This window comes from Pseudomonas sp. CBS, from assembly GCF_024734645.1.
Classification (GTDB): domain Bacteria; phylum Pseudomonadota; class Gammaproteobacteria; order Pseudomonadales; family Pseudomonadaceae; genus Aquipseudomonas.
On record NZ_CP102929.1, the window covers coordinates 3630675 to 3655780 of the forward strand.

At 58.5% G+C, this 25106-nt stretch carries 31 protein-coding genes; 7 read left to right on the forward strand and 24 right to left on the reverse strand.

The window, feature by feature from the left end; translation table 11 throughout:
• Positions 1-11 precede the first annotated feature (11 nt).
• From NVB75_RS16565 to NVB75_RS16580, 4 genes are read left to right on the forward strand one after another with little or no spacing between them, the layout of a single operon-like run.
• Positions 12-938, forward strand: coding sequence for a DUF72 domain-containing protein (locus tag NVB75_RS16565; protein ID WP_258342403.1), 927 nt, complete (start codon positions 12-14; stop codon positions 936-938).
• Positions 935-1711, forward strand: coding sequence for an endonuclease/exonuclease/phosphatase family protein (locus NVB75_RS16570; protein WP_258342404.1), 777 nt, complete (start codon positions 935-937; stop codon positions 1709-1711). Before NVB75_RS16565 ends, NVB75_RS16570 begins: the two co-directional genes overlap by 4 nt.
• On the forward strand, positions 1708-3006 hold the full coding sequence (gene clsB, locus NVB75_RS16575) for a cardiolipin synthase ClsB (protein WP_258342405.1): 1299 nt from the start codon (positions 1708-1710) through the stop codon (positions 3004-3006). Before NVB75_RS16570 ends, clsB begins: the two co-directional genes overlap by 4 nt.
• Complete coding sequence (locus NVB75_RS16580; RefSeq protein ID WP_258342406.1) at positions 2984-3964, forward strand: lysylphosphatidylglycerol synthase domain-containing protein; 981 nt, start codon at positions 2984-2986, stop codon at positions 3962-3964. Before clsB ends, NVB75_RS16580 begins: the two co-directional genes overlap by 23 nt.
• On the opposite strand, the gene NVB75_RS16585 is transcribed toward NVB75_RS16580, so the two are convergent.
• From NVB75_RS16585 to NVB75_RS16595, 3 genes are all read right to left on the reverse strand, one after another.
• Positions 3951-4703 (reverse strand): S9 family peptidase, encoded by a 753-nt coding sequence (locus NVB75_RS16585; protein ID WP_258342408.1) that lies wholly within the window; start codon positions 4701-4703, stop codon positions 3951-3953. The two genes, NVB75_RS16580 and NVB75_RS16585, sit on opposite strands and share 14 nt — an antisense overlap.
• Complete coding sequence (locus tag NVB75_RS16590) at positions 4693-5802, reverse strand: DUF3182 family protein (RefSeq protein ID WP_258342410.1); 1110 nt, start codon at positions 5800-5802, stop codon at positions 4693-4695. Before NVB75_RS16590 ends, NVB75_RS16585 begins: the two co-directional genes overlap by 11 nt.
• A 172-nt stretch (positions 5803-5974) precedes the next feature.
• Entirely contained in the window at positions 5975-6955 is a 981-nt protein-coding gene (locus NVB75_RS16595; protein ID WP_258342412.1) for a GlxA family transcriptional regulator, read from the reverse strand.
• Positions 6956-7050: 95 nt separating this feature from the next.
• Between NVB75_RS16595 and NVB75_RS16600 the strand changes: the two genes are divergently transcribed.
• Positions 7051-7602, forward strand: coding sequence for a cysteine hydrolase family protein (locus NVB75_RS16600; RefSeq protein WP_258342414.1), 552 nt, complete (start codon positions 7051-7053; stop codon positions 7600-7602).
• A gap of 12 nt (positions 7603-7614) precedes the next feature.
• Here NVB75_RS16600 and tam read toward each other — a convergent pair whose 3' ends face one another.
• The gene (gene tam / locus NVB75_RS16605) at positions 7615-8376 is read right to left on the reverse strand and encodes a trans-aconitate 2-methyltransferase (RefSeq protein ID WP_258342415.1); all 762 of its coding nucleotides are present in this window, start codon (positions 8374-8376) and stop codon (positions 7615-7617) included.
• A gap of 103 nt (positions 8377-8479) precedes the next feature.
• On the opposite strand from tam, the gene NVB75_RS16610 reads away from it, so the two are divergent.
• On the forward strand, positions 8480-9388 hold the full coding sequence (locus tag NVB75_RS16610; protein WP_258342416.1) for a LysR family transcriptional regulator: 909 nt from the start codon (positions 8480-8482) through the stop codon (positions 9386-9388).
• A 90-nt stretch (positions 9389-9478) separates the two neighbouring features.
• Here NVB75_RS16610 and NVB75_RS16615 read toward each other — a convergent pair whose 3' ends face one another.
• Both NVB75_RS16615 and NVB75_RS16620 read right to left on the reverse strand, forming a co-directional pair.
• The gene (locus tag NVB75_RS16615) at positions 9479-9997 is read right to left on the reverse strand and encodes a single-stranded DNA-binding protein (RefSeq protein ID WP_003210042.1); all 519 of its coding nucleotides are present in this window, start codon (positions 9995-9997) and stop codon (positions 9479-9481) included.
• A gap of 9 nt (positions 9998-10006) precedes the next feature.
• The gene (locus NVB75_RS16620) at positions 10007-11401 is read right to left on the reverse strand and encodes an MFS transporter (protein WP_003210044.1); all 1395 of its coding nucleotides are present in this window, start codon (positions 11399-11401) and stop codon (positions 10007-10009) included.
• A gap of 178 nt (positions 11402-11579) precedes the next feature.
• On the opposite strand from NVB75_RS16620, the gene uvrA reads away from it, so the two are divergent.
• Entirely contained in the window at positions 11580-14414 is a 2835-nt protein-coding gene (gene uvrA / locus NVB75_RS16625) for an excinuclease ABC subunit UvrA (RefSeq protein ID WP_010174605.1), read from the forward strand.
• 68 nt (positions 14415-14482) lie between these two features.
• On the opposite strand, the gene bfr is transcribed toward uvrA, so the two are convergent.
• From bfr to rplX, 18 genes are all read right to left on the reverse strand, one after another.
• Positions 14483-14947, reverse strand: a complete 465-nt coding sequence (gene bfr / locus NVB75_RS16630) for a bacterioferritin (protein WP_003210048.1) — start codon at positions 14945-14947, stop codon at positions 14483-14485.
• 155 nt (positions 14948-15102) lie between these two features.
• On the reverse strand, positions 15103-16551 hold the full coding sequence (locus NVB75_RS16635; RefSeq protein WP_258342417.1) for a catalase: 1449 nt from the start codon (positions 16549-16551) through the stop codon (positions 15103-15105).
• 249 nt (positions 16552-16800) lie between these two features.
• Entirely contained in the window at positions 16801-17187 is a 387-nt protein-coding gene (rplQ, locus tag NVB75_RS16640; RefSeq protein WP_003210053.1) for a 50S ribosomal protein L17, read from the reverse strand.
• A gap of 41 nt (positions 17188-17228) precedes the next feature.
• Complete coding sequence (locus tag NVB75_RS16645; protein ID WP_003176403.1) at positions 17229-18230, reverse strand: DNA-directed RNA polymerase subunit alpha; 1002 nt, start codon at positions 18228-18230, stop codon at positions 17229-17231.
• 22 nt (positions 18231-18252) lie between these two features.
• Complete coding sequence (gene rpsD / locus NVB75_RS16650; RefSeq protein WP_003210056.1) at positions 18253-18873, reverse strand: 30S ribosomal protein S4; 621 nt, start codon at positions 18871-18873, stop codon at positions 18253-18255.
• An 18-nt stretch (positions 18874-18891) separates the two neighbouring features.
• Positions 18892-19281, reverse strand: a complete 390-nt coding sequence (gene rpsK, locus NVB75_RS16655) for a 30S ribosomal protein S11 (protein WP_002555466.1) — start codon at positions 19279-19281, stop codon at positions 18892-18894.
• Positions 19282-19311: 30 nt separating this feature from the next.
• Positions 19312-19668, reverse strand: coding sequence for a 30S ribosomal protein S13 (gene rpsM, locus NVB75_RS16660; RefSeq protein ID WP_003210063.1), 357 nt, complete (start codon positions 19666-19668; stop codon positions 19312-19314).
• 129 nt (positions 19669-19797) lie between these two features.
• A complete protein-coding gene (gene rpmJ / locus NVB75_RS16665) occupies positions 19798-19914 on the reverse strand; it encodes a 50S ribosomal protein L36 (RefSeq protein WP_002555468.1) in 117 nt (38 codons plus the stop codon).
• 27 nt (positions 19915-19941) lie between these two features.
• Positions 19942-21270, reverse strand: a complete 1329-nt coding sequence (secY, locus tag NVB75_RS16670) for a preprotein translocase subunit SecY (protein WP_003210064.1) — start codon at positions 21268-21270, stop codon at positions 19942-19944.
• Positions 21271-21708 (reverse strand): 50S ribosomal protein L15, encoded by a 438-nt coding sequence (gene rplO / locus NVB75_RS16675; protein ID WP_003210066.1) that lies wholly within the window; start codon positions 21706-21708, stop codon positions 21271-21273.
• A gap of 4 nt (positions 21709-21712) precedes the next feature.
• Positions 21713-21889, reverse strand: a complete 177-nt coding sequence (gene rpmD / locus NVB75_RS16680) for a 50S ribosomal protein L30 (protein ID WP_003186033.1) — start codon at positions 21887-21889, stop codon at positions 21713-21715.
• A 2-nt stretch (positions 21890-21891) separates the two neighbouring features.
• Positions 21892-22392, reverse strand: coding sequence for a 30S ribosomal protein S5 (rpsE, locus tag NVB75_RS16685; protein ID WP_003186035.1), 501 nt, complete (start codon positions 22390-22392; stop codon positions 21892-21894).
• 3 nt (positions 22393-22395) lie between these two features.
• Positions 22396-22746, reverse strand: a complete 351-nt coding sequence (rplR, locus tag NVB75_RS16690) for a 50S ribosomal protein L18 (RefSeq protein WP_003186037.1) — start codon at positions 22744-22746, stop codon at positions 22396-22398.
• Positions 22747-22756: 10 nt separating this feature from the next.
• Entirely contained in the window at positions 22757-23290 is a 534-nt protein-coding gene (gene rplF / locus NVB75_RS16695; protein WP_003176412.1) for a 50S ribosomal protein L6, read from the reverse strand.
• Positions 23291-23302: 12 nt separating this feature from the next.
• Positions 23303-23695: a 30S ribosomal protein S8 gene (rpsH, locus tag NVB75_RS16700; protein WP_003186040.1), complete on the reverse strand. Its 393-nt coding sequence runs from the start codon at positions 23693-23695 to the stop codon at positions 23303-23305.
• A gap of 208 nt (positions 23696-23903) precedes the next feature.
• Positions 23904-24209 (reverse strand): 30S ribosomal protein S14, encoded by a 306-nt coding sequence (rpsN, locus tag NVB75_RS16705; protein ID WP_003176414.1) that lies wholly within the window; start codon positions 24207-24209, stop codon positions 23904-23906.
• A 13-nt stretch (positions 24210-24222) separates the two neighbouring features.
• On the reverse strand, positions 24223-24762 hold the full coding sequence (gene rplE / locus NVB75_RS16710) for a 50S ribosomal protein L5 (RefSeq protein ID WP_003210069.1): 540 nt from the start codon (positions 24760-24762) through the stop codon (positions 24223-24225).
• Between the two features lie 20 nt (positions 24763-24782).
• Positions 24783-25097, reverse strand: a complete 315-nt coding sequence (gene rplX / locus NVB75_RS16715; protein WP_003210072.1) for a 50S ribosomal protein L24 — start codon at positions 25095-25097, stop codon at positions 24783-24785.
• Positions 25098-25106 lie beyond the last annotated feature (9 nt).

Below are 25106 nucleotides of genomic sequence, written 5' to 3' on the forward strand. Positions count from 1 at the left end.
CGGGAGTCATCATGGCCGCGATTCATATCGGCATTTCCGGCTGGCGCTACACGCCCTGGCGGGGGGATTTCTACCCCGGGGGCCTGACCCAGAAGCGCGAGCTGCAGTTTGCCTCACGGGCGGTCAACAGCATCGAGATCAATGGCTCGTTCTACGCGCTGCAAACACCCAAGCGCTACGCCGAGTGGTATGGCGACACGCCTGAAGGGTTTGTGTTCAGCGTCAAGGCGCCGCGCTATATCACGCATATCCTGCGGTTGCGGGAAGTACACAAGCCGATGGCGAATTTCTTCGCCTCCGGTGTACTGGAACTCAAGGAAAAACTCGGGCCGATTCTCTGGCAGTTCCCACCCAGTTTCAAATTCGACCCGCCGTTGTTTGAAGCCTTCCTCGCCGAATTACCCACCACGACCCAACAGGCCGCCGCCCTCGCCCGCGAGCATGAGCCGCGTTTGAACGGCAAGGCGAGCATGCAAGCCCACGGTAAAAAGCCGCTGCGACACGCGGTGGAGATTCGCCATAAGAGTTTTGCTGTGCCGGAGTTTGTCGAAATGCTCGACAAGCATGGCGTAGCTCTGGTGGTGGCAGACACGGCCGGCAAGTGGCCCTATCTGGAAGATGTCACGGCGAACTTTGTCTATCTGCGGTTGCATGGGGACAAAGCGTTGTATGCCAGCGGCTATACGTCCGAAGCGATCAAGCGCTGGGGAGATCGCATCGAACGCTGGAGCCACGGCAAACAACCCGCCGATGCACAGTTGATCGACCCGAAGCACAAACCCCGCGCTCGCAAGCAGCGCGAGGTGTTTTGCTACTTCGATAACGACATCAAGGTGCGCGCGCCCTTCGACGCGCGCCAACTGCTCCAGCGTTTTGGCCTGGACCAGGCATTGGCCACCGAACCCGGCAAGTTGCCGGACGCGGGGGTGCTGTCATGACCCATCCGGAGCTGATACCGATCACACCCACCGAAACCATCACCCGCTTCAGGGTGCTGACGGTCAATACCCACAAGGGCTTCACCGCGCTCAACCGGCGCTTCATCTTGCCCGAATTGCGGGAGGCGATTCGCAGTGTGGCCGCCGACGTGGTGTTTCTCCAGGAAATCCACGGCACCCACGAGCGCCATCCCAAGCGCTACAGCAACTGGCCGAGCATGCCGCAGTACGAGTTCCTCGCCGACAGCATCTGGCCGCAATATGCCTATGGTCGCAATGCGGTGTATCCCCATGGCGACCATGGCAACGCGTTGCTGTCGAAATTCCAGATCATCCGCTACGACAACCTCGACATTTCCCAGAGCGGCCACGAAAGCCGCGGGCTGCTGCATTGCGTGCTGCGTTTGCCGGGCAACGTGCAGGAGGTGCATGCCATCTGCGTGCACCTTGGGTTGCGGGAAGTGCATCGCCAGCAGCAGTTGCGCCTGATCACGCAACGGATCGCCGAGATTCCCGCCGACGCGCCGGTGATTGTCGCCGGTGACTTCAACGACTGGCGCCAGCGGGCCGATCTCGCCCACTGCGGGCTGCGGGAAGTGTTTATCGAAACCCACGGCAAACCGGCCCGCACGTTCCCCGCTCGCCTGCCGCTGCTGGCGCTGGACCGCATCTATGTGCGAAACCTCAAGGTGCATCACCCACAAGTCCTGACCAGCCGCCCGTGGTCGCATTTGTCGGACCACGCGCCGCTCTCGGTGGAGATTGAACTATGAACAGCGCGCCGCTGGAAAAGGTCGCGGTAGAACACATCGCGACCGACCAACCGCCGGACGATGCCGTCGCCCGGGACCTGGATTACGGCTGGCAGAGCGGCAACCAGATTGAATTGCTGGAGAACGGCGAGGCGTATTTCCCCAAGGTATTCGAGGCGATGCGCCAGGCTCAGCGGGAGATCCTGCTGGAGACCTTTATTCTGTTTGAGGACAAGGTCGGTCACGAGCTGAAAGGCATTTTGATCGAGGCCGCGCAGCGTGGCGTAAAGGTCGTCGCTAGCCTTGATGGCTTCGGTTGCGGCGAGCTGAGCCCGGAGTTCCTCGGTGAACTGAGCCAGGCCGGCGTAACGGTGCAGATGTTCGACCCGGCGAGCAAGACCCTGGGCTTTCGCACCAACTGGTTTCGCCGTCTGCACCGCAAGATTGTGGTGGTGGACGCCAGCGTGGCGTTTATCGGCGGGATCAATTTTTCTGCGGATCACCTGGGAGATTTCGGCCCCGAGGCCAAGCAGGATTATGCGGTGCAGGTCAATGGCCCGGCGGTCGCCGACCTGCACCATTTCGCCCTCGCCCAAAGTGGCCGACGCGTGCGCAAACGGCGTGGCTGGCGGCGCGAGCAACGGCCCTCGCCATGGGCCGCGGGTGACGGCGATGGGTTGGTGCGGTTGATTTACCGGGACAACCTGCAACACCGTACCGATATTGAAGAGGCCTACCTGCACGCGCTGCGCAAGGCCGAGCGGCGGGCGGTGATTGCCAACGCGTACTTCTTCCCAGGCTATCGTCTGCTGCGGGAAATCCGTAATGCCGCGCGGCGCGGTGTGCAGGTGCAATTGATCATGCAGGGCCAACCGGATGTGCTGTTGGCCAAGCTGGCGGCACGCATGCTGTATGACTATTTGCTCAAGGAAGGCGTGGTGATCCACGAGTACTGCCAGCGCCCGCTGCACGGCAAGGTGGCGTTGGTGGATGAGCAATGGAGCACGGTGGGTTCGAGCAATCTCGACCCGCTGAGCCTGGCGCTGAACCTTGAGGCCAATGTGCTGATTCGTGATCGTGGCTTCAATCAGCAACTGTTCGAGCGCCTGGAATATTTGAGTCAGAACCACTGCAAGACCATGCCGGAAAACCGCACGCCTCGTGGCTGGTTCTGGCGAGTGACCGTGGGCTTCGTCGTGTTCCATGTGCTGCGGCATTTTCCATCGTGGACCGGCTGGCTGCCGGCCCACAAGCCGAGGTTGAAACCCTTCGTCCATGAGGAGCGCCCGGATCATGACCCAAGCTCGCACCGCTGAAGAAAGCCCTCAACCCGGTTTTTTTAAACGCTGGAAAAAACCGCTGACGGTGGTGTTTTTCCTGGTGCTGATCGTGTTGTTCATCCTGCTCGCCCGGCGTATCGACTGGAGCGAGGTGTTCGACACCCTTGGGGATTTCAAGCTTCGCACCTTGCTTATCGCCGGCGCGCTGACCGCGTGCAGCTTCGTGGTGTATTCGTGCTTTGACCTGATCGGCCGCACCTACATCCGCCAGCCTTTGCGCTGGAAGCAGATCCTGCCGGTGGGCATCATCAGCTACGCCTTCAACCTCAACCTGAGCGCCTGGGTCGGTGGTATCGCCATGCGCTACCGCCTGTATTCCCGACTCGGGGTGAGCAGCGGGAATATCGCAAAAATTCTCGGCTTGAGCCTGGCCACCAATTGGTTTGGCTACATGGCGATTGCCGGCGCGGTATTCAGCAGCGGGCTGGTGACATTGCCGCCGGGGTGGAAGCTCAGCAGCGGCGCGCTGCAAGGCGTCGGTGTGTTGCTGGTACTGGCCAGCCTGGGTTATCTGCTGGCCTGTCGCTTGTCGAAAAAGCGCGCGTGGTCGGTGCGCGGGATTGAAATCAGCCTGCCGTCGCTGCGCATGGCAGTGTTGCAGCTGGCACTCGGTGCGCTGAACTGGTCGCTGATGGCGGCGGTGATCTTCACGCTGCTGCCCAAGCAGCTGGAATACCCGGTAGTGCTTGGGGTGTTGCTGATCAGCAGCATTGCCGGAGTGGTCACACACATCCCGGCGGGGCTTGGTGTGCTGGAGGCTGTCTTCATTGCCTTGCTGCAGCACGAAGCGTCCCGCGGCAGCCTGCTCGCGGGGTTGATCGCCTACCGCGCGATCTACTTCATCCTGCCGCTGCTGGTGGCCCTGGTGATGTACCTCGCGGTGGAAGCCAAGGCCAAGGCGTTGCGGGTGAAGAAGACGCCTACGACTGGATGATGCTCAAGCGTTCGCCCACCACCATCTCGGTGATCCAGTCCACCAGGATCGAGGTGTAGGCCTGCTGGGACACCGGGTCGCTCAGGGAGTGGTCCGCACCGTCGATAATCCGGTGGGTCAGCGAGTGCGTCTGCTGGCAGGCGGCGCGGTAGCTCATGATGGTGGCGTGGGGCACGTGGTCATCCGTTTCGGATTCAACGATCAGCACATCACCGGTGAACGCCGCGCAGGCATGCAGCGCGCGATTGGTTTCGGCGTGCACAAAGGTCCCGCGATAATCCATCAAGTCGGCCTTGTCCAGGTCGCGCTTGGGCTTGAGCCATTCCTGGTCGCGGTACAACGCCGGCACCCGCAGCGCCAGCCAGCGCACAGGGCGCAGCGAGGTGAGGATGGCAGCCAGGTAACCGCCGTAGCTGGTGCCGACCACCGCCACCGCCGAGGTGTCGATGGCCGGGTGTGCCAGCAGGCGGTCGTAGGCTGCGAGCAAATCGCGCAGGTTGTCTTCACGGGTGACGCGGGATAACGGAATGCCGTTGCCGGCGTGGCCGCGAAGGTCGAATGTGAGGCATACACAACCAAGCCCTGCGATGCCTTTGGCGCGCTCCAGGTCACGCTCCTGGCTGCCGCCCCAGCCGTGGACAAACAACACCCCCGGCACTTTCGATTTGGGACTGAGGAAAGTCCCGCTCATCTGTTCGTCGTCGATATCAATGGCAATGGTTTCGCTTCTAGCCGTCATAAGATTTGACCGTTACGTACTTGAGAAGAAAGTCGCTGTTTTCTGCCGGGCCCCGGTACACCTCGATCGCGTCAGCGGGCAGTGGCTGGTCGACGTAGGTTTCTACCGACGAGACGTGAATTGCCCGCAGCCCGGGGTTGTTGACGAAGCTTTGCAGCGCCGCGACTTCCGCGCTGCTGGCCCCGCCCATGCGCCAGGATTGCTCGAGCACGCCGCTGCGGCGCTGGCCGTCGCCGTCGAGGCCCTGGGCGATGTCGTAATTGCGCCGCGAGGCATAGAACCCGGGATAGGCCTCATCCGCCGCGTTATCGAAGGTCTGCGCCTGCTGGATAGCCAGGCGTACATCGTCGGGTAGCTCGAGCTGGAGCAGGTCCTCGTAGTAGCCCTGCACCACCAGCAGGTTAGAACCACCATAGACCTCTTCGCCCTGCCCGTCCCGGGTCAGGTATTGATCGCCGCAGTAGCTGATGACGTGATCGCCGATAAAGCTCTGGCCGACACTGTGGGTGACCACGTCACTCAGGTCCTGCTCCAGCACCACGCCTTCGCTGAACAATTGCGCTGCGTCGGGGCGCGCGAGGATGGCGTCGAATTCGTCGAGGCTGCGGATCACTTCTTGGCCGCGACCGGCGCAGGCATGCACGGGTTTGAGGCGGATCGGGCCGTTGTAGAGCAAATGGGTCGCCGCCGGTCGTGCATCTTCCAGGGAGTGCACGCTCAAGCCATCCAGCACCACATTACGAACGCGCTCGGAGAACAGTGGTGACCAGCCCTCAGGCGCAACCGCGTTTTTATTCAGCAAGCCGTGACTGATGGCCTTGGTGCAGATGAAATCGTGATCGACATAGCCGCCCCACAGATCCTCAGGTCCTTTGACACCCAATTGCCGCGCCTGGACCGCGCCGACCAGCGTCTGGGTGGGTAATAGATAGAGGTCGCGCCCACTGTGCAGCTCAGGGTTATAGCTGCCGCCATATTTGAGGCCGAGGACGTGTGCCAGCCAACGGGCCAGCGCGCGGTTGGTTTCGATTTCGTGCAATGGCGCTTGCGGACGGATTGAATGCGCCACCACGATTTTTTTGCGATTTGTCGGGGTCATGCGTCCCCCTTGGCTCTGCTGCCATGTGTGTAAGGAAACGGTAGCAGGGATCAAGCCAAGGCGGCGTTTGTTTAAACGCGCGGGTAATCAAACAGTTGCGGGAAAAGCGATAGCACTTGGCCTGTTTTATTCTGCACGAAGTGCTCAAGGTGTCGCGGCGTTCTGCACGATTTCAGGCTTGGGTCTTGGTAGGTGTCACGCCAAAACGGTTGCGGTAGTCGCTTGGCGCCAGCCCGGTGATTTTCTTGAAGGTGGCGCGGAAGGCGCCGGGGTCCTGGTAACCCACGGTCCAGGCGATGTGGTCAATGGTGCCATTGGTAAATTCGAGCATCTGCCGTGCCTTGCCGACCCGAAGGTGTTGGCAGTATTCCGTGGGTTTCAAGCCGGTGGCAGCACGGAACCGTCGCAAGAACGTGCGTTCCTCAAGGCCCGCCTGTTGCGCCATGGCAGCCAACGAAACATCCACCGCACCGCTGGCCTGCAGCCAATGCTGCACCTTGAGAATCGCAGCGTCGCCATGGGCGAGAATCGGCGCAAAGTTACTCCCGCATTCACTGGCGCTGTCGCTGTGTTCGATCACCAGGAAACGCGCAGTGCTGGCAGCGATGCTCGGGCCGAGCAGACGGTCCACCAGGCGCAGGCCCAGTTCGGACCAGGCCATGAGGCCGGCGGTGGTGATCAGGTCGCCGTCGTCGACGATGGGTTTGTCGGCTTCCAGGCGAATCGCCGGATAACGGGCGGCGAAGGATTTGGCCGATGTCCAGTGCGTGGTGGCGCTGCGACCGTCCAACAGCCCGCTTTCCGCCATCAGGATCGAGCCCACGCACACGCCGCCCAGAATGGTCCCGGTGCGGTGTTGCTGGCGCAGCCAATCCAGCAATTCAGCGGACGCCTGGCCTTCGGAAAAGCCGGCGATGGAGGGTGGAATCAGCAAGGCTGTCAGTGCCTGACCGGAGCCGGGCTGACTGTCGAATACACGGGTCGGCGCATGGCCTGTTTCAGCCTGCCAATGGCTGATGCGCAGGGACGGCAGTTGCTCGGACTGATGCTCGGCCGCAATCCGGTTGGCGACCGCGAACAGGTCGGTCAAGCCATGCACGGCGGCCATTTGCGCACCGCTGTAGATCAGCACGCCGAGCTCGACGATCGCCATTGTCAGTTTTCCCTCTGTTATTGTCGGTGCGGCCAATCCCCAGGCGCCGCGCCAGCCAGGATACTGGACGCATCAACCCTCACAAGGAAACCAACATGGCCAAGCAAGCACTCATCCTAATCGATATCCAGAACGACTACTTCCCCCAGGGCAAGTGGCCGCTTGACGGAGTGGACGCAGCGGCGGACAAGGCACAACAAGTGCTCCAGGCGTTTCGCCAGGCCGGCGATGCGGTGATTCATGTACGTCACGAATTCACCTCTGACGATGCGCCCTTCTTCACCCCGGGTTCGGAAGGTGCGCATCTGCACCCCAAGGTATTGAACCAGGCCGATGAGCCGGTGGTGCTCAAGCATTTCGTCAATGCGTTCCGCGAAACCAACCTGCGGGCGCTGCTGGAACAACGCAGCATCACCGAGTTGGTGGTGGTGGGCAGCATGAGCCATATGTGCATCGACGGCGTGGTGCGCGCCGCGTCGGACCTCGGCTACAGCGTGACCGTGATCCACGATGCCTGCGCGACGCGGGACCTGGAATTCAATGGCATCACCGTGCCGGCAGCCCAGGTGCATGCTGCGTTTATGTCGTCGTTGGGGTTTGCTTATGCGAGCGTGGTGTCGGCGGAACAGTTCTTGTCCGCCGATTGATCGCCCCCGCGCTTACCGGGTAGCAATGATGAACAAGCGCGGGAACGGCAGCAACACCGTGCCATCGGCCAGCGCTGGATAGGCCTTGGTGATCCGCGCCAGGTATTCGTCGAGGAAGGCGCTCTTTTCTGACTCGCTCAGAGGCGCCAGGAACGGGCGCAATGCCGAGCCTTTGAACCACTCCACCACCGCAGCAGAACCTGCCAGCGGATGGTGGTAGGTGGTGCGCCAAACATCCACGGTGGAGCAGTGTTTGCTCAGCAGTTCAAAGTAGTAGCTCGCGGTATGGCGTGCGTTATGTTTCACCGCGCCGATCTTTGTGGCCCATGGGCCGTCCGCGGCGACTTCCCGCGCCAGCTTGTGGGCCGGTTCATCGAGGTTGTCGGGTGTCTGCACCGCCAGGGTGCCACCGGGAGTCAGCTGATCGACCAAATGCGGATACAGCGTGGCGTGGTCGGGCAACCATTGCAGCGACGCATTGGCGAGGATGACGTCGAATGTCTGCGCCGGGTTCCAGGCGCCGATATCAGCCAATTCGAAATTCAACGCGGGCAGGCGCTTACGGGCGTCGACCAGCATGTCATCGGAGCTGTCCATGCCGGTGACCACTGCCTGCGCAAAGCGCTCAGCCAGAACTTCAGTCGAGTTACCCGGGCCGCATCCCAGGTCGACGGCGCTGCGCACATCGCCATCAGGGATGGCCGCCACCAGATCCCGGACGGGACGGGTGCGCTGTTGTTCGAACATCGAGTATTGCTTGGCTGACCAGGTCATTGCGGCGTTCCTTCTTCTGTGAGGAGTGACGACAGCCTAAATCTTGTTATCCATGAGAACAAATGCCAGGATTGACCCTCTCCCATACCTTAAAAGTATTCCTATGCTGGAGCTCAGGCAGCTCAAGGCCTTTGTTGCGATTGCCGAAGAAGGCTATATCACCCGTGCAGCAGAACGACTGGGCATGCAGCAACCGCCATTGACGCGATTGCTGCAAAGCCTGGAAGCCGAGTTGGGCGTGGTGCTGATGGAGCGCCTGCCACGGGGCGTGCGCCCGACCACTGCGGGCTTGGCCTTGCTGGAAGAGGCGCGACAGATCTTGGCCAGTGTCGATGGTGTGGCCGATATCGTGCGCCGCGCTGCCCGTGGTGAACGTGGACGCTTGGCCATTGGCTTCACCAGTTCTGCCGCCTTGCATCCATTTGTGCCCAGCGTATTGCGCCTGTTTCGGGAAACCTTTGTCGGTGTTTCTGTGGTTTTGGAAGAAGCCGGCACGGGTGAACTGCTGGACGCGCTGCTCCATGAAAAGCTCGACGCGGCATTTATCCGTTCGCCGCTGAGCGGGACGCAGGCGTTGCAGGATGAACCGATTCTGGTGGAGCCGATGTTGCTGGCGCTGCCCACTGATCACCCGCTGGCTATCGATCCGTCGACGCCGCTGCCGTTGGCGACATTGGCCACCGAGGCGTTTGTGCTGTATCGCCGCCGGGTGGGACTTGGGTTGTATGACGCGATTCTGGTGGCGTGTCGCGAAGCAGGTTTCAGCCCGCAGGTTGTGCAAGAAGCGCCGCGCATGACGGCGACGTTGAGCCTGGTGGCTGCGGGGCTTGGGGTTTCGATTGTGCCCGCGTCCATGCAGCGGTTGCGGGGGGACGGGATTGTTTATCGGGAGCTGTCGGAGTGTCGGAGCCTGGTAGCGCCGTTGCATTTGGCAACGCGGGCGGGTGATACGTCGTCAGTGCTGGAGCGGTTTCGGGAGCTGGTGGTAAGCGCCGCCTCTGCTGATGCTTAGCCGGTTGCCAGCCATGAAATGAAAAACCCCCGAGGCAAAAGCCATCGGGGGTTTTCTGGTGTTACGCGACAGTTCGGGTCTCAAGCGACCTTAGAACGGAATATCGTCATCAAAGCTGTCGAAGTCGGCTGCCGGCTGAGGAGCGGCCTGCTGTGGCGCTGGACGCGACTCACGCTGTGGCTGCTGGGTCGGCTGCGGACGGGACTGCTGCTGTGGACGCGGTGCCGAGTTGGACATGCCGCCCTGGCCTTGTTGGTCGCCCTGCGGACGGCCGCCCAGCAGTTGCATGGTGCCTTGCATGTCGACCACGATTTCAGTGGTGTAACGCTTGATGCCGTCTTTTTCCCACTCGCGGGTTTGCAGTTTGCCTTCGATGTAGACCTGCGAACCTTTGCGCAGGTATTCACCGGCGATCTCTGCAACCTTGCCGAACATCGACACACGGTGCCATTCGGTTTTCTCGACCTTCTGGCCGGTTTGCTTGTCGGTCCACTGCTCGCTGGTCGCCAGACTCAGGTTGGTCACGGCGTTACCGTTCGGCAAGTAGCGAACTTCGGGATCCTGGCCGCATGTACCGACCAATATGACTTTGTTAACCCCACGGGCCATAACGTTCTCCTAGGCTGGGCGCGCTGTCGGCACTGGGTTGACCAGTTGCTCGAGCGTCGCGCGATCCAATAATTCGGTGTCCAATTTGATGTAGATGGCGGCTTCTTCAGTAACAACCACAGCATCCGTAACCCCAACAACGGCCTTAAGGCGCTCGACCAGACCGGCTTCGCGGATCGCTTCGGGCGATAACGGCAAGCGCAGGCTCGTCACATAGGGAGGTTCGCGCATGGTAACAGCAAAGGCTAGCCAGAGGGCAGCCAGACCTGCGCATCCCAGGAACACAACCGACAAACCGCCATGCTGGAACATCCAGCCGCCCATGATCCCGCCCAGTGCAGAACCGAGGAACTGGCTGGTGGAATACACGCCCATCGCCGTGCCTTTGCCGCCGGCCGGTGAAACCTTACTGATCAGCGAAGGCAATGAAGCCTCCAGCAGGTTGAACGCGGTGAAGAACACCACCGTGCCGATCACCAGAGCCCGCAGGCTGTCGCCGAACTGCCAGAAGAATAGCTCAGTGAGCATCAATGTCGCGACGGCGCCCAGTAGAACTCGTTTCATTTTGCGTTTCTTCTCGCCGTAGATGATGAACGGGATCATGGCGAAGAAGGAAATCAGCAGCGCAGTCAGGTACACCCACCAGTGCTGCTCCTTGGGCAGCCCGGCTTTTTGCACCAGGGCCAGGGGCAAGGCGACGAAGCTGCACATCAGCATCGCGTGTAATACGAAGATACCCAAATCCAGGCGCAGCAGGTCCGGGTGCTTGAGGGTGGGCAATAGCGCTTGTTTCGCGACGCCCGACTCACGATGCTGCAGCGGCCCGGTGGAATGCGGCACCATAAAGGCAACGATCACGATGCCGAACAACGCCATGCCACCCGTCGCCAGGAACAGGCCGTGCAAGCCGAACGCGCGGGTCAGCAGCGGGCCAACCACCATTGCCACGGCGAACGAAAGACCAATGGTCATGCCGATCATGGCCATGGCCTTGGTGCGGTGTTGTTCGCGGGTCAGGTCGGAGAGCAGCGCCATGACGGCGGCGGAAATCGCGCCCGCGCCTTGCAGGACGCGTCCGGCGATCACGCCCCAGATCGAGTCAGCATTGGCGGCGAGCACACTGCCCAGGGCGAATACGATCAGGCCCAGGTAGATCACTGGCCGGCGGCCGATGCGGTCGGAAATGACCCCGAACGGAATCTGAAACAGCGCCTGGGTCAGGCCATAGGCGCCAATCGCCAGGCCGATCAGGGCCGGGGTCGCTCCTGCGAGATCCATTCCATAGGTCGCCAGCACCGGCAACACCATAAACATGCCAAGCATACGGAATGCGAACACCAGGGCCAGACCGCTTGCTGCGCGGGTCTCGCTGCCACTCATGCGTTCGCTGTGGGGATCGTGCATGGATAAACCTCGTGTGAACCGGCGGCGATTCTACCAGTCCCATCGATTGAGAGGGTATATGCGGCGCTTTGCCGCGCAGCTTTCATGTAAGGCTGCACCCGGCACTTTGACAGTGTATATTCATCCAGTCTTTAGCCGTATACTCCTGCATTATTTACGCCCGCCGTGCGAGGCCATCTTGGACAAGATCCTGATTCGTGGGGCTCGAACCCACAACCTGAAGAACATCGACCTGACCCTGCCACGGGACAAACTGATCGTCATCACCGGCTTGTCCGGGTCCGGCAAGTCGTCCCTGGCGTTTGACACGCTGTACGCCGAAGGCCAGCGCCGCTACGTGGAATCCCTGTCGGCCTATGCCCGCCAGTTCCTGTCGATGATGGAAAAGCCCGACGTCGACACCATTGAAGGCCTGTCGCCCGCGATTTCCATCGAACAGAAATCCACGTCCCATAACCCGCGCTCTACCGTGGGCACCATTACCGAGATCTACGACTACCTGCGCCTGCTGTATGCCCGCGTGGGTATCCCCCGTTGCCCGGACCACGACATTCCCCTGGAAGCCCAGACCGTCAGCCAGATGGTCGACCTGGTGCTGGCCCAGCCGGAAGGCGCCAAGCTGATGCTGCTGGCACCGGTGATCCGCGAGCGCAAGGGTGAGCACCTTTCAGTCTTTGAAGAGCTGCGTGCGCAAGGTTTCGTGCGTGCCCGGATCAACGGCAAGCTCTATGAGCTGGACGAAGCGCCAAAGCTGGATAAGCAGAAGAAGCACTCGATTGATGTAGTGGTCGACCGCTTCAAGGTGCGTGCCGATTTGCAGCAGCGCCTGGCGGAATCCTTCGAGACCGCGCTGAAGCTGGCGGACGGTATCGCCCTGGTAGCACCAATGGACGACGAGCCGGGGGAAGAAATCATCTTTTCCGCGCGCTTCGCCTGCCCGATCTGCGGCCATGCCATCAGCGAGCTGGAACCGAAGCTGTTTTCCTTCAACAACCCCGCCGGCGCCTGCCCGACCTGTGATGGCCTGGGGGTTAAGCAATTCTTCGACATCAAGCGCCTGGTCAATGGTGACCTCACGCTGGCGGAGGGCGCGATACGCGGCTGGGACAGGCGTAACGTCTATTACTTCCAGATGCTGGGTTCGCTGGCCTCGCACTATAAGTTCAGCCTCGAAGTGCCCTTCAACGAGCTGACGGCCGAACATCAGAAATTCATCCTGCATGGCAGCGGTTCGCAGAACGTCGACTTCAAATATTTGAATGACCGTGGCGATATCGTCAAACGCTCGCACCCGTTCGAAGGCATCGTGCCGAACCTGGAGCGGCGCTACCGCGAGACCGAATCCGCCAGCGTGCGCGAAGAACTGGCCAAGTTCCTCAGCACCCAGCCGTGCCCGGACTGCCGTGGCACGCGCCTGCGCCGTGAAGCGCGGCACGTGTGGGTCGGCGAGAAGACACTGCCGGCGGTGACCAACCTGCCGATTGGGGATGCCTGCGAATACTTCGGTACGCTGAAGCTGACTGGCCGCCGCGGGGAGATTGCGGACAAGATCCTCAAGGAAATTCGTGAGCGGTTGCAGTTCCTGGTTAACGTTGGGCTGGACTATCTGTCGCTGGACCGCAGTGCGGATACGCTCTCAGGTGGTGAAGCCCAGCGCATTCGCTTGGCCAGCCAGATTGGCGCCGGTCTGGTGGGTGTGTTGTACATCCTCGATGAGCCATCCATTGGCTTGCATCAACGGGACAACGATCGCTTGCTGGGTACGCTGAAGCACCTGCGGGACATCGGTAACACGGTGATCGTGGTTGAGCACGACGAAGATGCGATTCGCCTGGCCGACTATGTGGTCGACATTGGCCCGGGCGCGGGTGTGCACGGTGGGCATATTGTCGCCGAGGGCACGCCAGCAGAAGTGATGGCGCATCCTGACTCGCTGACCGGCAAATACTTGTCGGGCCGGGTGAAGATCGCCGTGCCGGCCAAGCGTACGCCGCGCAACAAGAAGATGGCACTGCACCTCAAAGGCGCGCGTGGCAACAACTTGCGCAATGTCGATCTGGAAATCCCGCTGGGACTGCTGACCTGCGTGACCGGTGTATCCGGTTCGGGCAAGTCGACGCTGATTAACAACACGTTGTTTCCGTTGAGCGCCACTGCACTGAACGGCGCGACGACTCTTGAAGCCGCCGCTCATGACAGCATCAAGGGTCTGGAACACCTGGATAAGGTGGTCGATATTGACCAAAGCCCGATTGGCCGCACACCGCGTTCCAACCCGGCGACCTACACCGGGTTGTTCACGCCGATTCGCGAGCTGTTCGCCGGTGTGCCGGAATCCCGCTCTCGCGGTTACGGACCTGGCCGGTTCTCGTTCAACGTCAAGGGTGGGCGCTGTGAGGCGTGCCAGGGCGATGGCTTGATCAAGGTTGAGATGCACTTCCTGCCGGACATCTACGTGCCGTGCGACGTGTGCAAGAGCAAGCGCTACAACCGCGAAACCCTGGAGATCAAATACAAGGGCAAGAGCATCCACGAAACCCTCGAGATGACGATCGAGGAAGCCCGGGTGTTCTTTGACGCGGTACCGGCCCTGGCGCGCAAGCTGCAGACGCTGATGGATGTTGGCCTGTCGTACATCAAGCTGGGTCAGTCGGCGACCACGCTGTCGGGTGGCGAGGCGCAGCGGGTCAAGCTGTCCCGTGAGCTGTCCAAGCGTGATACCGGCAAGACCTTGTATATCCTCGATGAGCCGACTACGGGTTTGCACTTCGCGGATATCCAGCAGTTGCTGGATGTACTGCATCGCTTGCGTGACCACGGCAACACGGTTGTGGTGATCGAGCACAACCTGGATGTGATCAAGACCGCCGACTGGCTGGTGGACCTGGGGCCGGAAGGCGGCTCCAAAGGTGGGCAGATCATTGCGGTCGGCACACCGGAGCAAGTGTCGGAGATGAAGCAGTCTCACACCGGCTTCTATCTGAAGCCGCTGCTGGCCCGCGACAAGGACTGATTGTTCAGGCCCACGAAAAAGCCCCTGTCACTTACACAGTGACAGGGGCTTTTTTGTAGCCGGAGGAATCAGAACTGCGATTGCAGGTAGTTCTCCAGGCCAATCAACTTGATCAGGCCCAACTGCTTTTCCAGCCAGTAGGTGTGATCTTCTTCGGTGTCATTCAACTGCACCCGCAGGATTTCCCGCGTGACGTAGTCGTTGTGCTGCTCGCAGAGCTCGATGCCCTTGCAGAGCGCGGCACGGACCTTGTACTCAAGGCGCAGGTCGCTGGCGAGCATCTCTGGCACCGTGGTGCCGGTGTCCAGGTCGTCGGGACGCATACGCGGCGTGCCTTCGAGCATCAGGATACGGCGCATCAGCGCGTCGGCGTGCTGTGCCTCTTCTTCCATTTCATGGTTGATACGCTCGTAGAGCTCGGTAAAGCCCCAGTCTTCGTACATCCGCGAGTGAATGAAATATTGGTCACGAGCTGCCAGTTCGCCCGTCAGCAACGTGTTGAGGTAATCGATTACGTCGGGGTGACCTTGCATCGCCCTACATCTCCCTACTTGAAAGTCTGTAGTTTGAACCATGATGACCCGGAGGTCACGGGACCAACGGCAGAAAAGTGAAGATTTCCGGTGAAAAGTAGCTGAAATAACGCAAAAACCGCCCAAATGAGGGCGGTTCTGCTTATCGTTTAGAGTTAGTTAAGCGATACACCCAGTGCAGATGCGATCCCTTCTCCATAAGCCGGATCGGCTTTGAAGAAGTACTGCAACTGGCGCTGCACCACATCACTGGAAACACCCGCCATGGCGCCGGCGATATTGTTGATCAGCAGGGCTTTCTGCTCATCATTCATCAGGCGGAACAGCGCACCGGCGTGGCTGTAGTAGTCGGTGTCCTCGCGGTGATCGTAACGATCAGCCGCACCGCTCAGGGCCAAGGCTGGCTCGGCGTACTGAGGAGCCTGCTTCGGTGCATCGGCATAGCTGTTTGGCTCGTAGTTGGGAGCCGCACCGCCATTGGCGCCGAATGCCATCGAACCGTCACGCTGGTAGCTGTTGACCGGGCTGCGTGGCGCGTTCACCGGAAGTTGCTGGTGATTGGTGCCAACACGGTAGCGGTGGGCATCAGCGTAAGCGAACACGCGACCTTGCAACATGCGGTCTGGCGACAAGCCAACACCTGGGACCATGTTGCTTGGACCGAAAGCCGCCTGCTCAACTTCAGCGAAGTAGTTCAGCGGGTTGCGGTTCAGCTCCAGCTCGCCCACTTCAATCAACGGGAACTCTTTCTGCGACCAGGTCTTGGTCACGTCGAACGGGTTCTCGTAGTGAGCGTTCGCTTGGGCTTCCGTCATGATCTGGATGCACACGCGCCATTTCGGGAAATCCCCACGCTCGATAGCGCCGAACAGATCGCGCTGGGCGTAATCAGGGTCGGTACCCGCCAAGCGTGCAGCCTCAGCCGGTGCCAGGTTCTTGATGCCTTGCTTGGTCTTGTAGTGCCACTTCACCCAGTGACGCTCGCCCTTGGCGTTGATCAGGCTGTAGGTGTGGCTACCAAAGCCGTGCATGTGACGGTAGCCGTCCGGGATGCCGCGGTCCGAAAACAGGATGGTGACCTGGTGCAGCGCTTCAGGAGAGTGAGACCAGAAGTCCCACATCATCTGTGCACTTTTCAGGTTGCTTTGCGGCAGGCGCTTTTGTGTATGGATGAAGTCCGGGAATTTCAGCGGGTCACGGATGAAGAACACCGGGGTGTTGTTGCCAACGATGTCCCAGTTGCCTTCCTCGGTGTAGAACTTCAACGCGAAACCGCGTGGGTCGCGCTCAGTGTCAGCCGAACCGCGTTCGCCACCTACCGTGGAGAAGCGCAAGAAGGTCGGAGTTTGCTTGCCCACGGACTCGAACAACTTGGCGCTGGTGTACTGAGTGATGTCTTGGGTGACGGTGAAGGTACCGTAGGCGCCCGAGCCTTTGGCGTGTACGCGACGCTCAGGGATGTTTTCACGGTTGAAGTGCGCGAGCTTCTCGATCAGGTGAAAATCGTCGAGCAGCAATGGGCCGCGTGGGCCGGCCGAACGGGAATTCTGGTTATCGGCAACGGGGGCGCCGCTGGCGGTAGTAAGGGTTTTATTCTGGCTCATGCTCAATCTTCCTCAGGTCAGTCTTGGAACTGCCGGCTAATCGGCTTGGGGGCAGTATTGACCAGGAAGATGACACCATCAAATTCATTAAATCATGAGCATCGATAGAAATTAACTAACGAGTCATCCGTACGGATAGCAAAAGGCAGTTTCATCAGCCAAATACCTATTCGCTCGAGTTAGTTCCAGTTTTCTACCGCACACAAAAAACCGGGCACTAGGCCCGGTTCTTCGTTACAGACTGACGTCTTACTCAGCGGATACAGCTTCACCGCCAACTGGACGATCGATCAGCTCAACGTACGCCATAGGCGCGTTGTCACCAGCGCGGAAACCGCACTTGAGGATGCGCAGGTAGCCACCCTCACGGGTAGCGTAACGCTTGCCCAGGTCGTTGAAGAGCTTACCAACGATAGCTTTCGAACGAGTACGGTCGAAAGCCAAACGGCGGTTAGCCAGGCTGTCTGTCTTGGCCAAAGTAATCAGCGGCTCAGCAACGCGACGCAGTTCTTTAGCTTTCGGCAGTGTAGTTTTGATCAGCTCGTGCTCGAACAGCGACACCGCCATGTTCTGGAACATAGCCTTACGGTGCGAGCTGGTACGGCTCAGGTGACGACCACTTTTACGATGACGCATGGTTCATTCCTTACCAAACTCACGTTCGGTGATTACGACGATCAGGCAGTCGCCTTGTCGTCCTTCTTAAGACTTGCAGGCGGCCAGTTGTCGAGGCGCATGCCGAGGGACAGACCGCGGGAGGCCAGAACGTCCTTGATTTCAGTCAAGGATTTCTTGCCCAGGTTCGGAGTCTTCAACAGTTCTACTTCGGTGCGCTGAATCAGATCGCCGATGTAGTAAATGTTTTCCGCCTTAAGGCAGTTAGCCGAACGTACAGTCAGTTCCAGATCGTCAACCGGGCGAAGCAGGATCGGATCGATCTCGTCTTCCTGCTCGATTACCACTGGTTCGCTGTCACCTTTGAGGTCGACGAACGCAGCCAACTGCTGTTGCAGAATGGTTGCAGCGCGGCGGATAGCCTCTTCAGGATCCAGAGTACCGTTGGTTTCCAGATCAATAACCAGCTTGTCCAGGTTAGTACGCTGTTCGACACGGGCGTTTTCCACCACGTATGCGATACGGCGAACCGGGCTGAACGAAGAGTCGAGCTGCAAGCGACCAATGCTGCGGCTTTCGTCTTCATCGCTCTGACGCGAGTCGGCCGGTTCATAACCACGACCACGAGCTACAGTGAGCTTCATGTTCAGGGCGCCGTTAGACGCCAGGTTAGCGATTACGTGATCGGGATTAACGATCTCGACATCATGATCCAGCTGAATATCGGCAGCGGTAACCACCCCCGAACCCTTCTTCGACAAGGTCAGCGTAACTTCGTCACGGCCGTGCAGCTTGATAGCCAGACCTTTAAGGTTCAACAGGATTTCAATTACGTCTTCCTGTACACCTTCGATGGCGCTGTACTCGTGGAGCACACCGTCAATCTCGGCCTCGACTACTGCACAGCCGGGCATTGAGGACAACAGGATGCGGCGCAGCGCGTTGCCCAGGGTGTGGCCAAAACCACGCTCGAGAGGCTCGAGAGTGATCTTGGCGCGGGTTGGACTGACAACCTGCACATCAATGTGACGGGGTGTCAGGAACTCATTTACCGAAATCTGCATGGATGCACCTATTTTCTAGCCCTTACTTGGAGTAGAGCTCGACAATCAGGCTTTCGTTGATGTCGGCGGACAGATCACTGCGAGCAGGAACGTTCTTGAAAACGCCCGACTTCTTCTCAGTGTCTACTTCTACCCATTCTACGCGGCCACGTTGGGCACACAGATCGAGAGCTTGGACAATGCGAAGTTGATTTTTTGCTTTCTCGCGAATCGCGACCACGTCACCAGCACGAACCTGGTACGACGGGACGTTAACGGTTTGGCCGTTTACGCTGACGGATTTGTGCGATACCAGCTGACGGGATTCGGCACGAGTCGAACCAAAGCCCATACGGTATACAACGTTGTCCAGACGGCATTCGAGCAGTTGCAGCAGGTTTTCACCGGTTGCACCTTTCTTGCCAGCAGCTTCTTTGTAGTAGCCGCTGAACTGACGCTCGAGAACGCCGTAGATACGACGGACCTTCTGCTTTTCACGCAGTTGGGTGCCGTAATCGGACTGGCGACCGCGGCGTTGGCCGTGGATACCAGGTGCTGCTTCAATGTTGCACTTCGATTCGATCGCGCGCACGCCGCTCTTCAGAAAGAGATCGGTGCCTTCACGACGAGCGAGTTTGCATTTTGGACCAATGTAACGAGCCATTCTTTACAATCTCCTGGATTACACGCGGCGCTTCTTCGGCGGACGGCACCCGTTGTGCGGGATTGGCGTCACGTCGGTGATGCTGGCGATCTTATAGCCACAGCCGTTCAATGCACGGACAGCAGACTCACGACCTGGACCTGGACCTTTGACGTTAACGTCGAGGTTTTTCAGGCCATATTCCAGCGCAGCTTGACCAGCACGTTCAGCAGCTACTTGAGCAGCAAACGGGGTGGACTTGCGGGAACCGCGGAAACCCGAACCACCGGAGGTAGCCCAAGAAAGCGCGTTACCTTGACGGTCGGTGATGGTCACGATTGTGTTGTTAAAAGATGCATGGATGTGGGCGATGCCATCAACCACTGTCTTTTTAACTTTTTTACGAGGACGAGCAGCAGGTTTTGCCATGATTAATTTCCTGTCGATTCGCGTGGGCGATTACTTGCGGATCGGCTTACGCGGACCTTTACGGGTACGCGCGTTAGTCTTGGTACGCTGACCGCGTACTGGAAGACCACGACGATGACGCAGACCACGGTAGCAACCGAGGTCCATCAAACGCTTGATTTTCATGTTGATTTCGCGGCGCAGGTCACCTTCAGTGGTGAACTTCGCCACTTCGCCACGCAACAGCTCAATCTGCTCGTCGCTCAGATCTTTGATCTTTGCGGCTGGGTTTACCCCAGTGTCTGCGCAAATTTTCTGCGCAGTAGTGCGACCAACACCATAGATGTAGGTCAGCGAGATAACAGTGTGCTTGTTATCTGGAATGTTAACGCCTGCAATACGGGCCATTCAGTGGGACTCCAATTGACAGCTACCTACGCCCCGGAAGCCAAGAAATAGGGCGCGAGATAATATCGCTGTAATAACAAATAATCAACCCGGCAGCGCACTAGCTGCCGGGCTTCAAGCGGATCACACTCAGCCTTGGCGCTGTTTGTGACGCGGTTCCGCGCTGCAAATTACTCGAACAACACCTTCGCGGCGAATAATCTTGCAGTTACGGCACAGCTTTTTCACCGATGCACGAACTTTCATCACCAACTCCTCGAACCTTATGGGTACTCAGCGCAACATGCCGCTGCCGTAACCCTTCAGGTTGGCTTTCTTCATCAGGGATTCGTACTGGTGCGAAACGAGGTGCGATTGTACTTGGGACATGAAGTCCATCACAACCACGACGACGATCAGCAACGAGGTCCCGCCAAGGTAGAACGGAACGTTTGCTGCAACCACCAGGAACTGGGGCAACAAGCACACGGCCGTCATATATAGAGCACCGAACATGGTCAAGCGAGTCAGAACGCCATCAATGTAGCGCGCAGACTGCTCACCTGGACGAATACCCGGAATAAAGGCACCGGACTTCTTCAGGTTTTCCGCTACGTCTTTCGGATTGAACATCAACGCCGTATAGAAGAAGCAGAAGAAAATAATCCCTGCACTAAACAGCAGAATATTCAACGGCTGACCAGGAGCGATCGACTGCGAGATGTCCTGCAACCAGCCCATACCTTCAGACTGACCGAACCAGGCACCCAACGAAGCCGGAAACAGCAAAATGCTGCTCGCGAAAATGGCGGGAATAACCCCGGCCATGTTCACTTTCAGCGGCAAGTGGCTGGTCTGCGCGGCAAAGACCTTGCGGCCCTGCTGACGCTTGGCGTAGTGAACAGCAATACGACGCTGACCACGCTCAATGAACACCACAAAACCGATAATCGCTACTGCCAACAAACCGATGGCAACCAAGGCGAAGATATTGATATCACCCTGACGTGCAGACTCGAAAGACTGCCCAATCGCTCTCGGAAGACCGGCAACGATACCTGCGAAAATCAACATCGAGATACCGTTACCAACACCACGCTCAGTAATCTGCTCACCCAGCCACATCATGAACATCGCACCAGCCACAAAAGTGGATACCGCGACGAAATGGAAGCCAAAGTCACCAGTGAACGCAACACCCTGCCCGGCCAGGCCAACGGACATGCCGATAGCCTGGACCAGGGCGAGGATGACAGTGCCGTAGCGGGTGTACTGGCTTATCTTGCGACGGCCAGCTTCACCTTCCTTCTTCAACTGCTCCAGCTGCGGGCTAACGGCGGTCATCAGCTGCATGATGATCGATGCCGAGATGTACGGCATGATCCCCAGTGCAAAAATGCTCATCCGTTCCAGCGCACCGCCGGAAAACATGTTGAACAAGCTAAGAATGGTCCCCTCATTCTGTCGAAACAGGTCTGCGAGTCGGTCCGGGTTGATACCTGGAACCGGGATGTGTGCGCCTATTCGGTAGACGATAATCGCCAGGAACAGAAAACGCAGACGAGCCCAAAGTTCAGACATACCGCCTTTGCCGAGCGCTGAGAGAGCACCTTGCTTAGCCATTTATTCCTCGAACTTGCCGCCAGCTGCTTCGATAGCCGAACGCGCACCTTTGGTGGCGCCGATTCCCTTGCCGATAGTGACAGCGCGAGTCACTTCACCGGACAGCATGATTTTCACACGCTGTACGTTGACGTTGATCACGTTGGCATCTTTCAGGGTCTGCACGGTAACGATGTCGCCTTCCACTTTGGCCAGCTCGGACAGACGCACTTCTGCGCGGTCCATGGCTTTCAGGGAAACGAAACCGAACTTCGGCAGGCGACGATGCAGCGGCTGTTGACCGCCTTCAAAGCCTGGAGCGATGGTGCCACCGGAGCGGGAGGACTGACCTTTGTGGCCACGGCCACCGGTCTTGCCCAAACCACTACCGATACCACGGCCCGGACGATGCTTTTCGCGACGGGAACCCGGCGCTGGACTCAGATCATTGAGTTTCATCGAATTAACCCTCGACACGCAGCATGTAGTAAGCCTTGTTGATCATCCCGCGATTCTCGGGAGTATCAAGTACTTCTACAGTGTGACCGATGCGACGCAGACCCAAACCCTTAACGCACAATTTGTGGTTAGGGATGCGGCCGGTCATGCTTTTGATCAGCGTTACTTTAACGGTAGCCATGATCAGAAGATCTCCTTGACGCTTTTGCCACGCTTGGCGGCAATGGATTCAGGAGACTGCATAGCCTTCAAACCTTTAAAAGTGGCGTGAACCACGTTTACCGGGTTAGTCGAGCCGTAGCACTTGGCCAGAACGTTCTGAACGCCAGCAACTTCGAGGACAGCACGCATAGCGCCGCCAGCGATGATACCGGTACCTTCAGAAGCAGGCTGCATGTACACCTTCGAAGCGCCGTGAGCGGACTTCATTGCGTACTGCAGAGTGGTGCCGTTCAGATCAACTTGGATCATGTTGCGACGAGCAGCTTCCATTGCCTTCTGGATCGCAGCAGGCACTTCACGTGACTTGCCACGGCCGAAGCCAACACGCCCTTTACCATCACCAACCACGGTCAACGCGGTGAAAGTGAAGATACGGCCGCCTTTAACGGTTTTGGCTACGCGGTTAACTTGAACCAGCTTCTCAATGTAGCCTTCGTCGCGCTTTTGGTCGTTATTTGACATAACTTAGAACTCCAGCCCAGCTTCACGAGCAGCATCAGCCAGCGCTTTCACGCGGCCGTGGTACTTGAAGCCAGAGCGGTCGAAAGCCACTTGCGAGACGCCAGCGGCCTTAGCACGCGTAGCGACCAGCTGGCCAACCTTAGTGGCCGCGTCGATGTTGCCAGTGGCACCATCACGCAGTTCTTTATCCAAAGTCGAGGCGCTTGCCAGGACTTTGTTGCCGTCGGCCGAGATGACCTGGGCGTAGATGTGCTGCGACGAGCGGAACACGCAGAGACGCACGACTTCGAGTTCGTGCATTTTCAGGCGTGCTTTGCGAGCGCGACGCAGTCGAGTAACTTTTTTGTCGGTCATTTGCTATGCCCTACTTCTTCTTGGCTTCTTTACGACGGACGACTTCGTCCGCGTAGCGCACACCTTTGCCTTTGTACGGCTCTGGTGGACGGAAGTCGCGGATCTCAGCGGCCACCTGACCTACCAGCTGCTTATCAATACCCTTGATCAGGATATCGGTTTGGCTTGGGGTCTCAGCGGTGATGCCTTCCGGCAGTTCGTAATCCACTGGGTGCGAGAAGCCAAGGGCCAGGTTCAGAACCGTGCCTTTTGCTTGCGCTTTGTAACCAACACCGACCAGCTGGAGCTTACGCTCGAAGCCTTGGCTTACGCCTTGGACCATGTTGTTTACCAACGCACGAGTGGTACCGGCCATTGCGCGAGTTTGTTGATCGCCATTGCGAGCAGCGAAACGCAGCTCACCAGCTTCTTCAACGATCTCAACGGACGAATGGATGTTCAGTTCCAGAGTGCCCTTGGCACCCTTCACCGAAAGCTGTTGGCCTGCGAATTTTACTTCGACACCGGCTGGCAGCTTAACGGGGTTCTTAGCGACGCGTGACATGCTTATCCCCCCTTAGAACACAGTGCAAAGAACTTCGCCGCCGACACCGGCAGCGCGCGCAGCACGATCCGTCATCACACCTTTGTTGGTGGAGACGATAGACACACCGAGACCGCCACGAACTTTTGGCAGATCATCAACGGACTTGTACTGACGCAGGCCTGGACGGCTAACGCGCTTCACTTCTTCGATGACCGGACGGCCTTCGAAGTACTTCAGCTCGATGGACAGCAGTGGTTTGATTTCGCTGCTGATCTGATAACCCGCAATGTAGCCTTCGTCTTTCAGGACTTTGGCAACAGCAACCTTCAACGTGGAAGATGGCATGCTTACGACGGACTTTTCAGCCATCTGGGCATTACGGATACGAGTTAGCATGTCCGCTAACGGGTCCTGCATACTCATGGCTAGACGCTCCTAATACAAAAAAATTAGCCTTGCGGCCATTACGTGTCGCCGAGAATCTCCGAGCACAAAACACACGGGCTCAGGCGAGCCGCGTATTTTAGACACACTCCGGAAATGAAACAAGCCCCAAAAGGGGCTTGTTCCAGATTCTAGGTCACCGGCGGTCAGTATCTTGCGATCCTGACCACCTGGACTTCGAAAGTACTTACCAGCTGGCTTTAACCAGACCTGGTACGTCACCACGCATTGCCGCTTCACGCAGTTTGTTACGGCCGAGGCCGAACTTGCGGTAAACGCCGTGTGGACGACCGGTCAGGCGGCAGCGGTTACGCATGCGCGAAGCGCTTGCGTCACGTGGCTGCTTCTGCAGAGCAACTGTAGCTTCCCAACGTGCTTCTGGACTTGCGTTCAGATCAACGATGATTGCTTTCAGTGCTGCACGCTTCTTGGCGTACTTGGCAACCGTGAGCTGACGTTTCAGCTCGCGGTTTTTCATGCTCATCTTGGCCATGGTCCTACTCCAATCAGTTGCGGAACGGGAATTTGAACGCACGCAGCAGAGCGCGGCCTTCATCATCGTTCTTGGCAGTGGTGGTCAGGGTGATGTCCAGACCGCGGAGAGCATCGATCTTGTCGTAGTCGATTTCCGGGAAGATGATCTGCTCTTTAACGCCCATGCTGTAGTTACCACGACCATCGAAGGACTTGGCATTCAGGCCGCGGAAGTCGCGGACCCGAGGCAGGGAGATCGACAGCAGACGATCCAGGAATTCGTACATACGCTCACGGCGCAGAGTCACTTTGACGCCGATCGGCCATCCTTCACGGACTTTAAAGCCAGCGATGGATTTACGAGCGTAGGTCACAACGACTTTTTGGCCGGTGATCTTTTCCAGGTCAGCAACAGCGTGCTCGATGACTTTTTTGTCGCCGATCGCTTCGCCCAGACCCATGTTCAGGGTGATTTTGGTAACGCGCGGAACTTCCATCACGTTCGAAAGCTTAAGTTCTTCCTTAAGTTTCGGTGCGATTTCCTTCCGGTAAATCTCTTTTAGTCGTGCCATGGTCTTCTACCTAGCAGTGTTCAAGCATCAACCGCTTTTTGGGTCGACTTGAAGACACGAATTTTCTTACCTTCTTCTACTTTGAAACCAACGCGGTCAGCCTTGTTGGTTTCGCCGTTGAAGATGGCGACGTTAGAAGCGTGCAGTGGCGCTTCTTTCTCGACGATACCGCCTTGTACGCCCGACATCGGGTTAGGCTTGGTATGACGCTTGACCAGGTTCAGACCACTAACGACCAGACGGTCATCAGCAAGAACCTTCAGCACCTTACCGCGCTTACCTTTGTCTTTGCCGGCGATCACGATGATCTCGTCGTCACGACGAATCTTTTGCATGTCGGATCT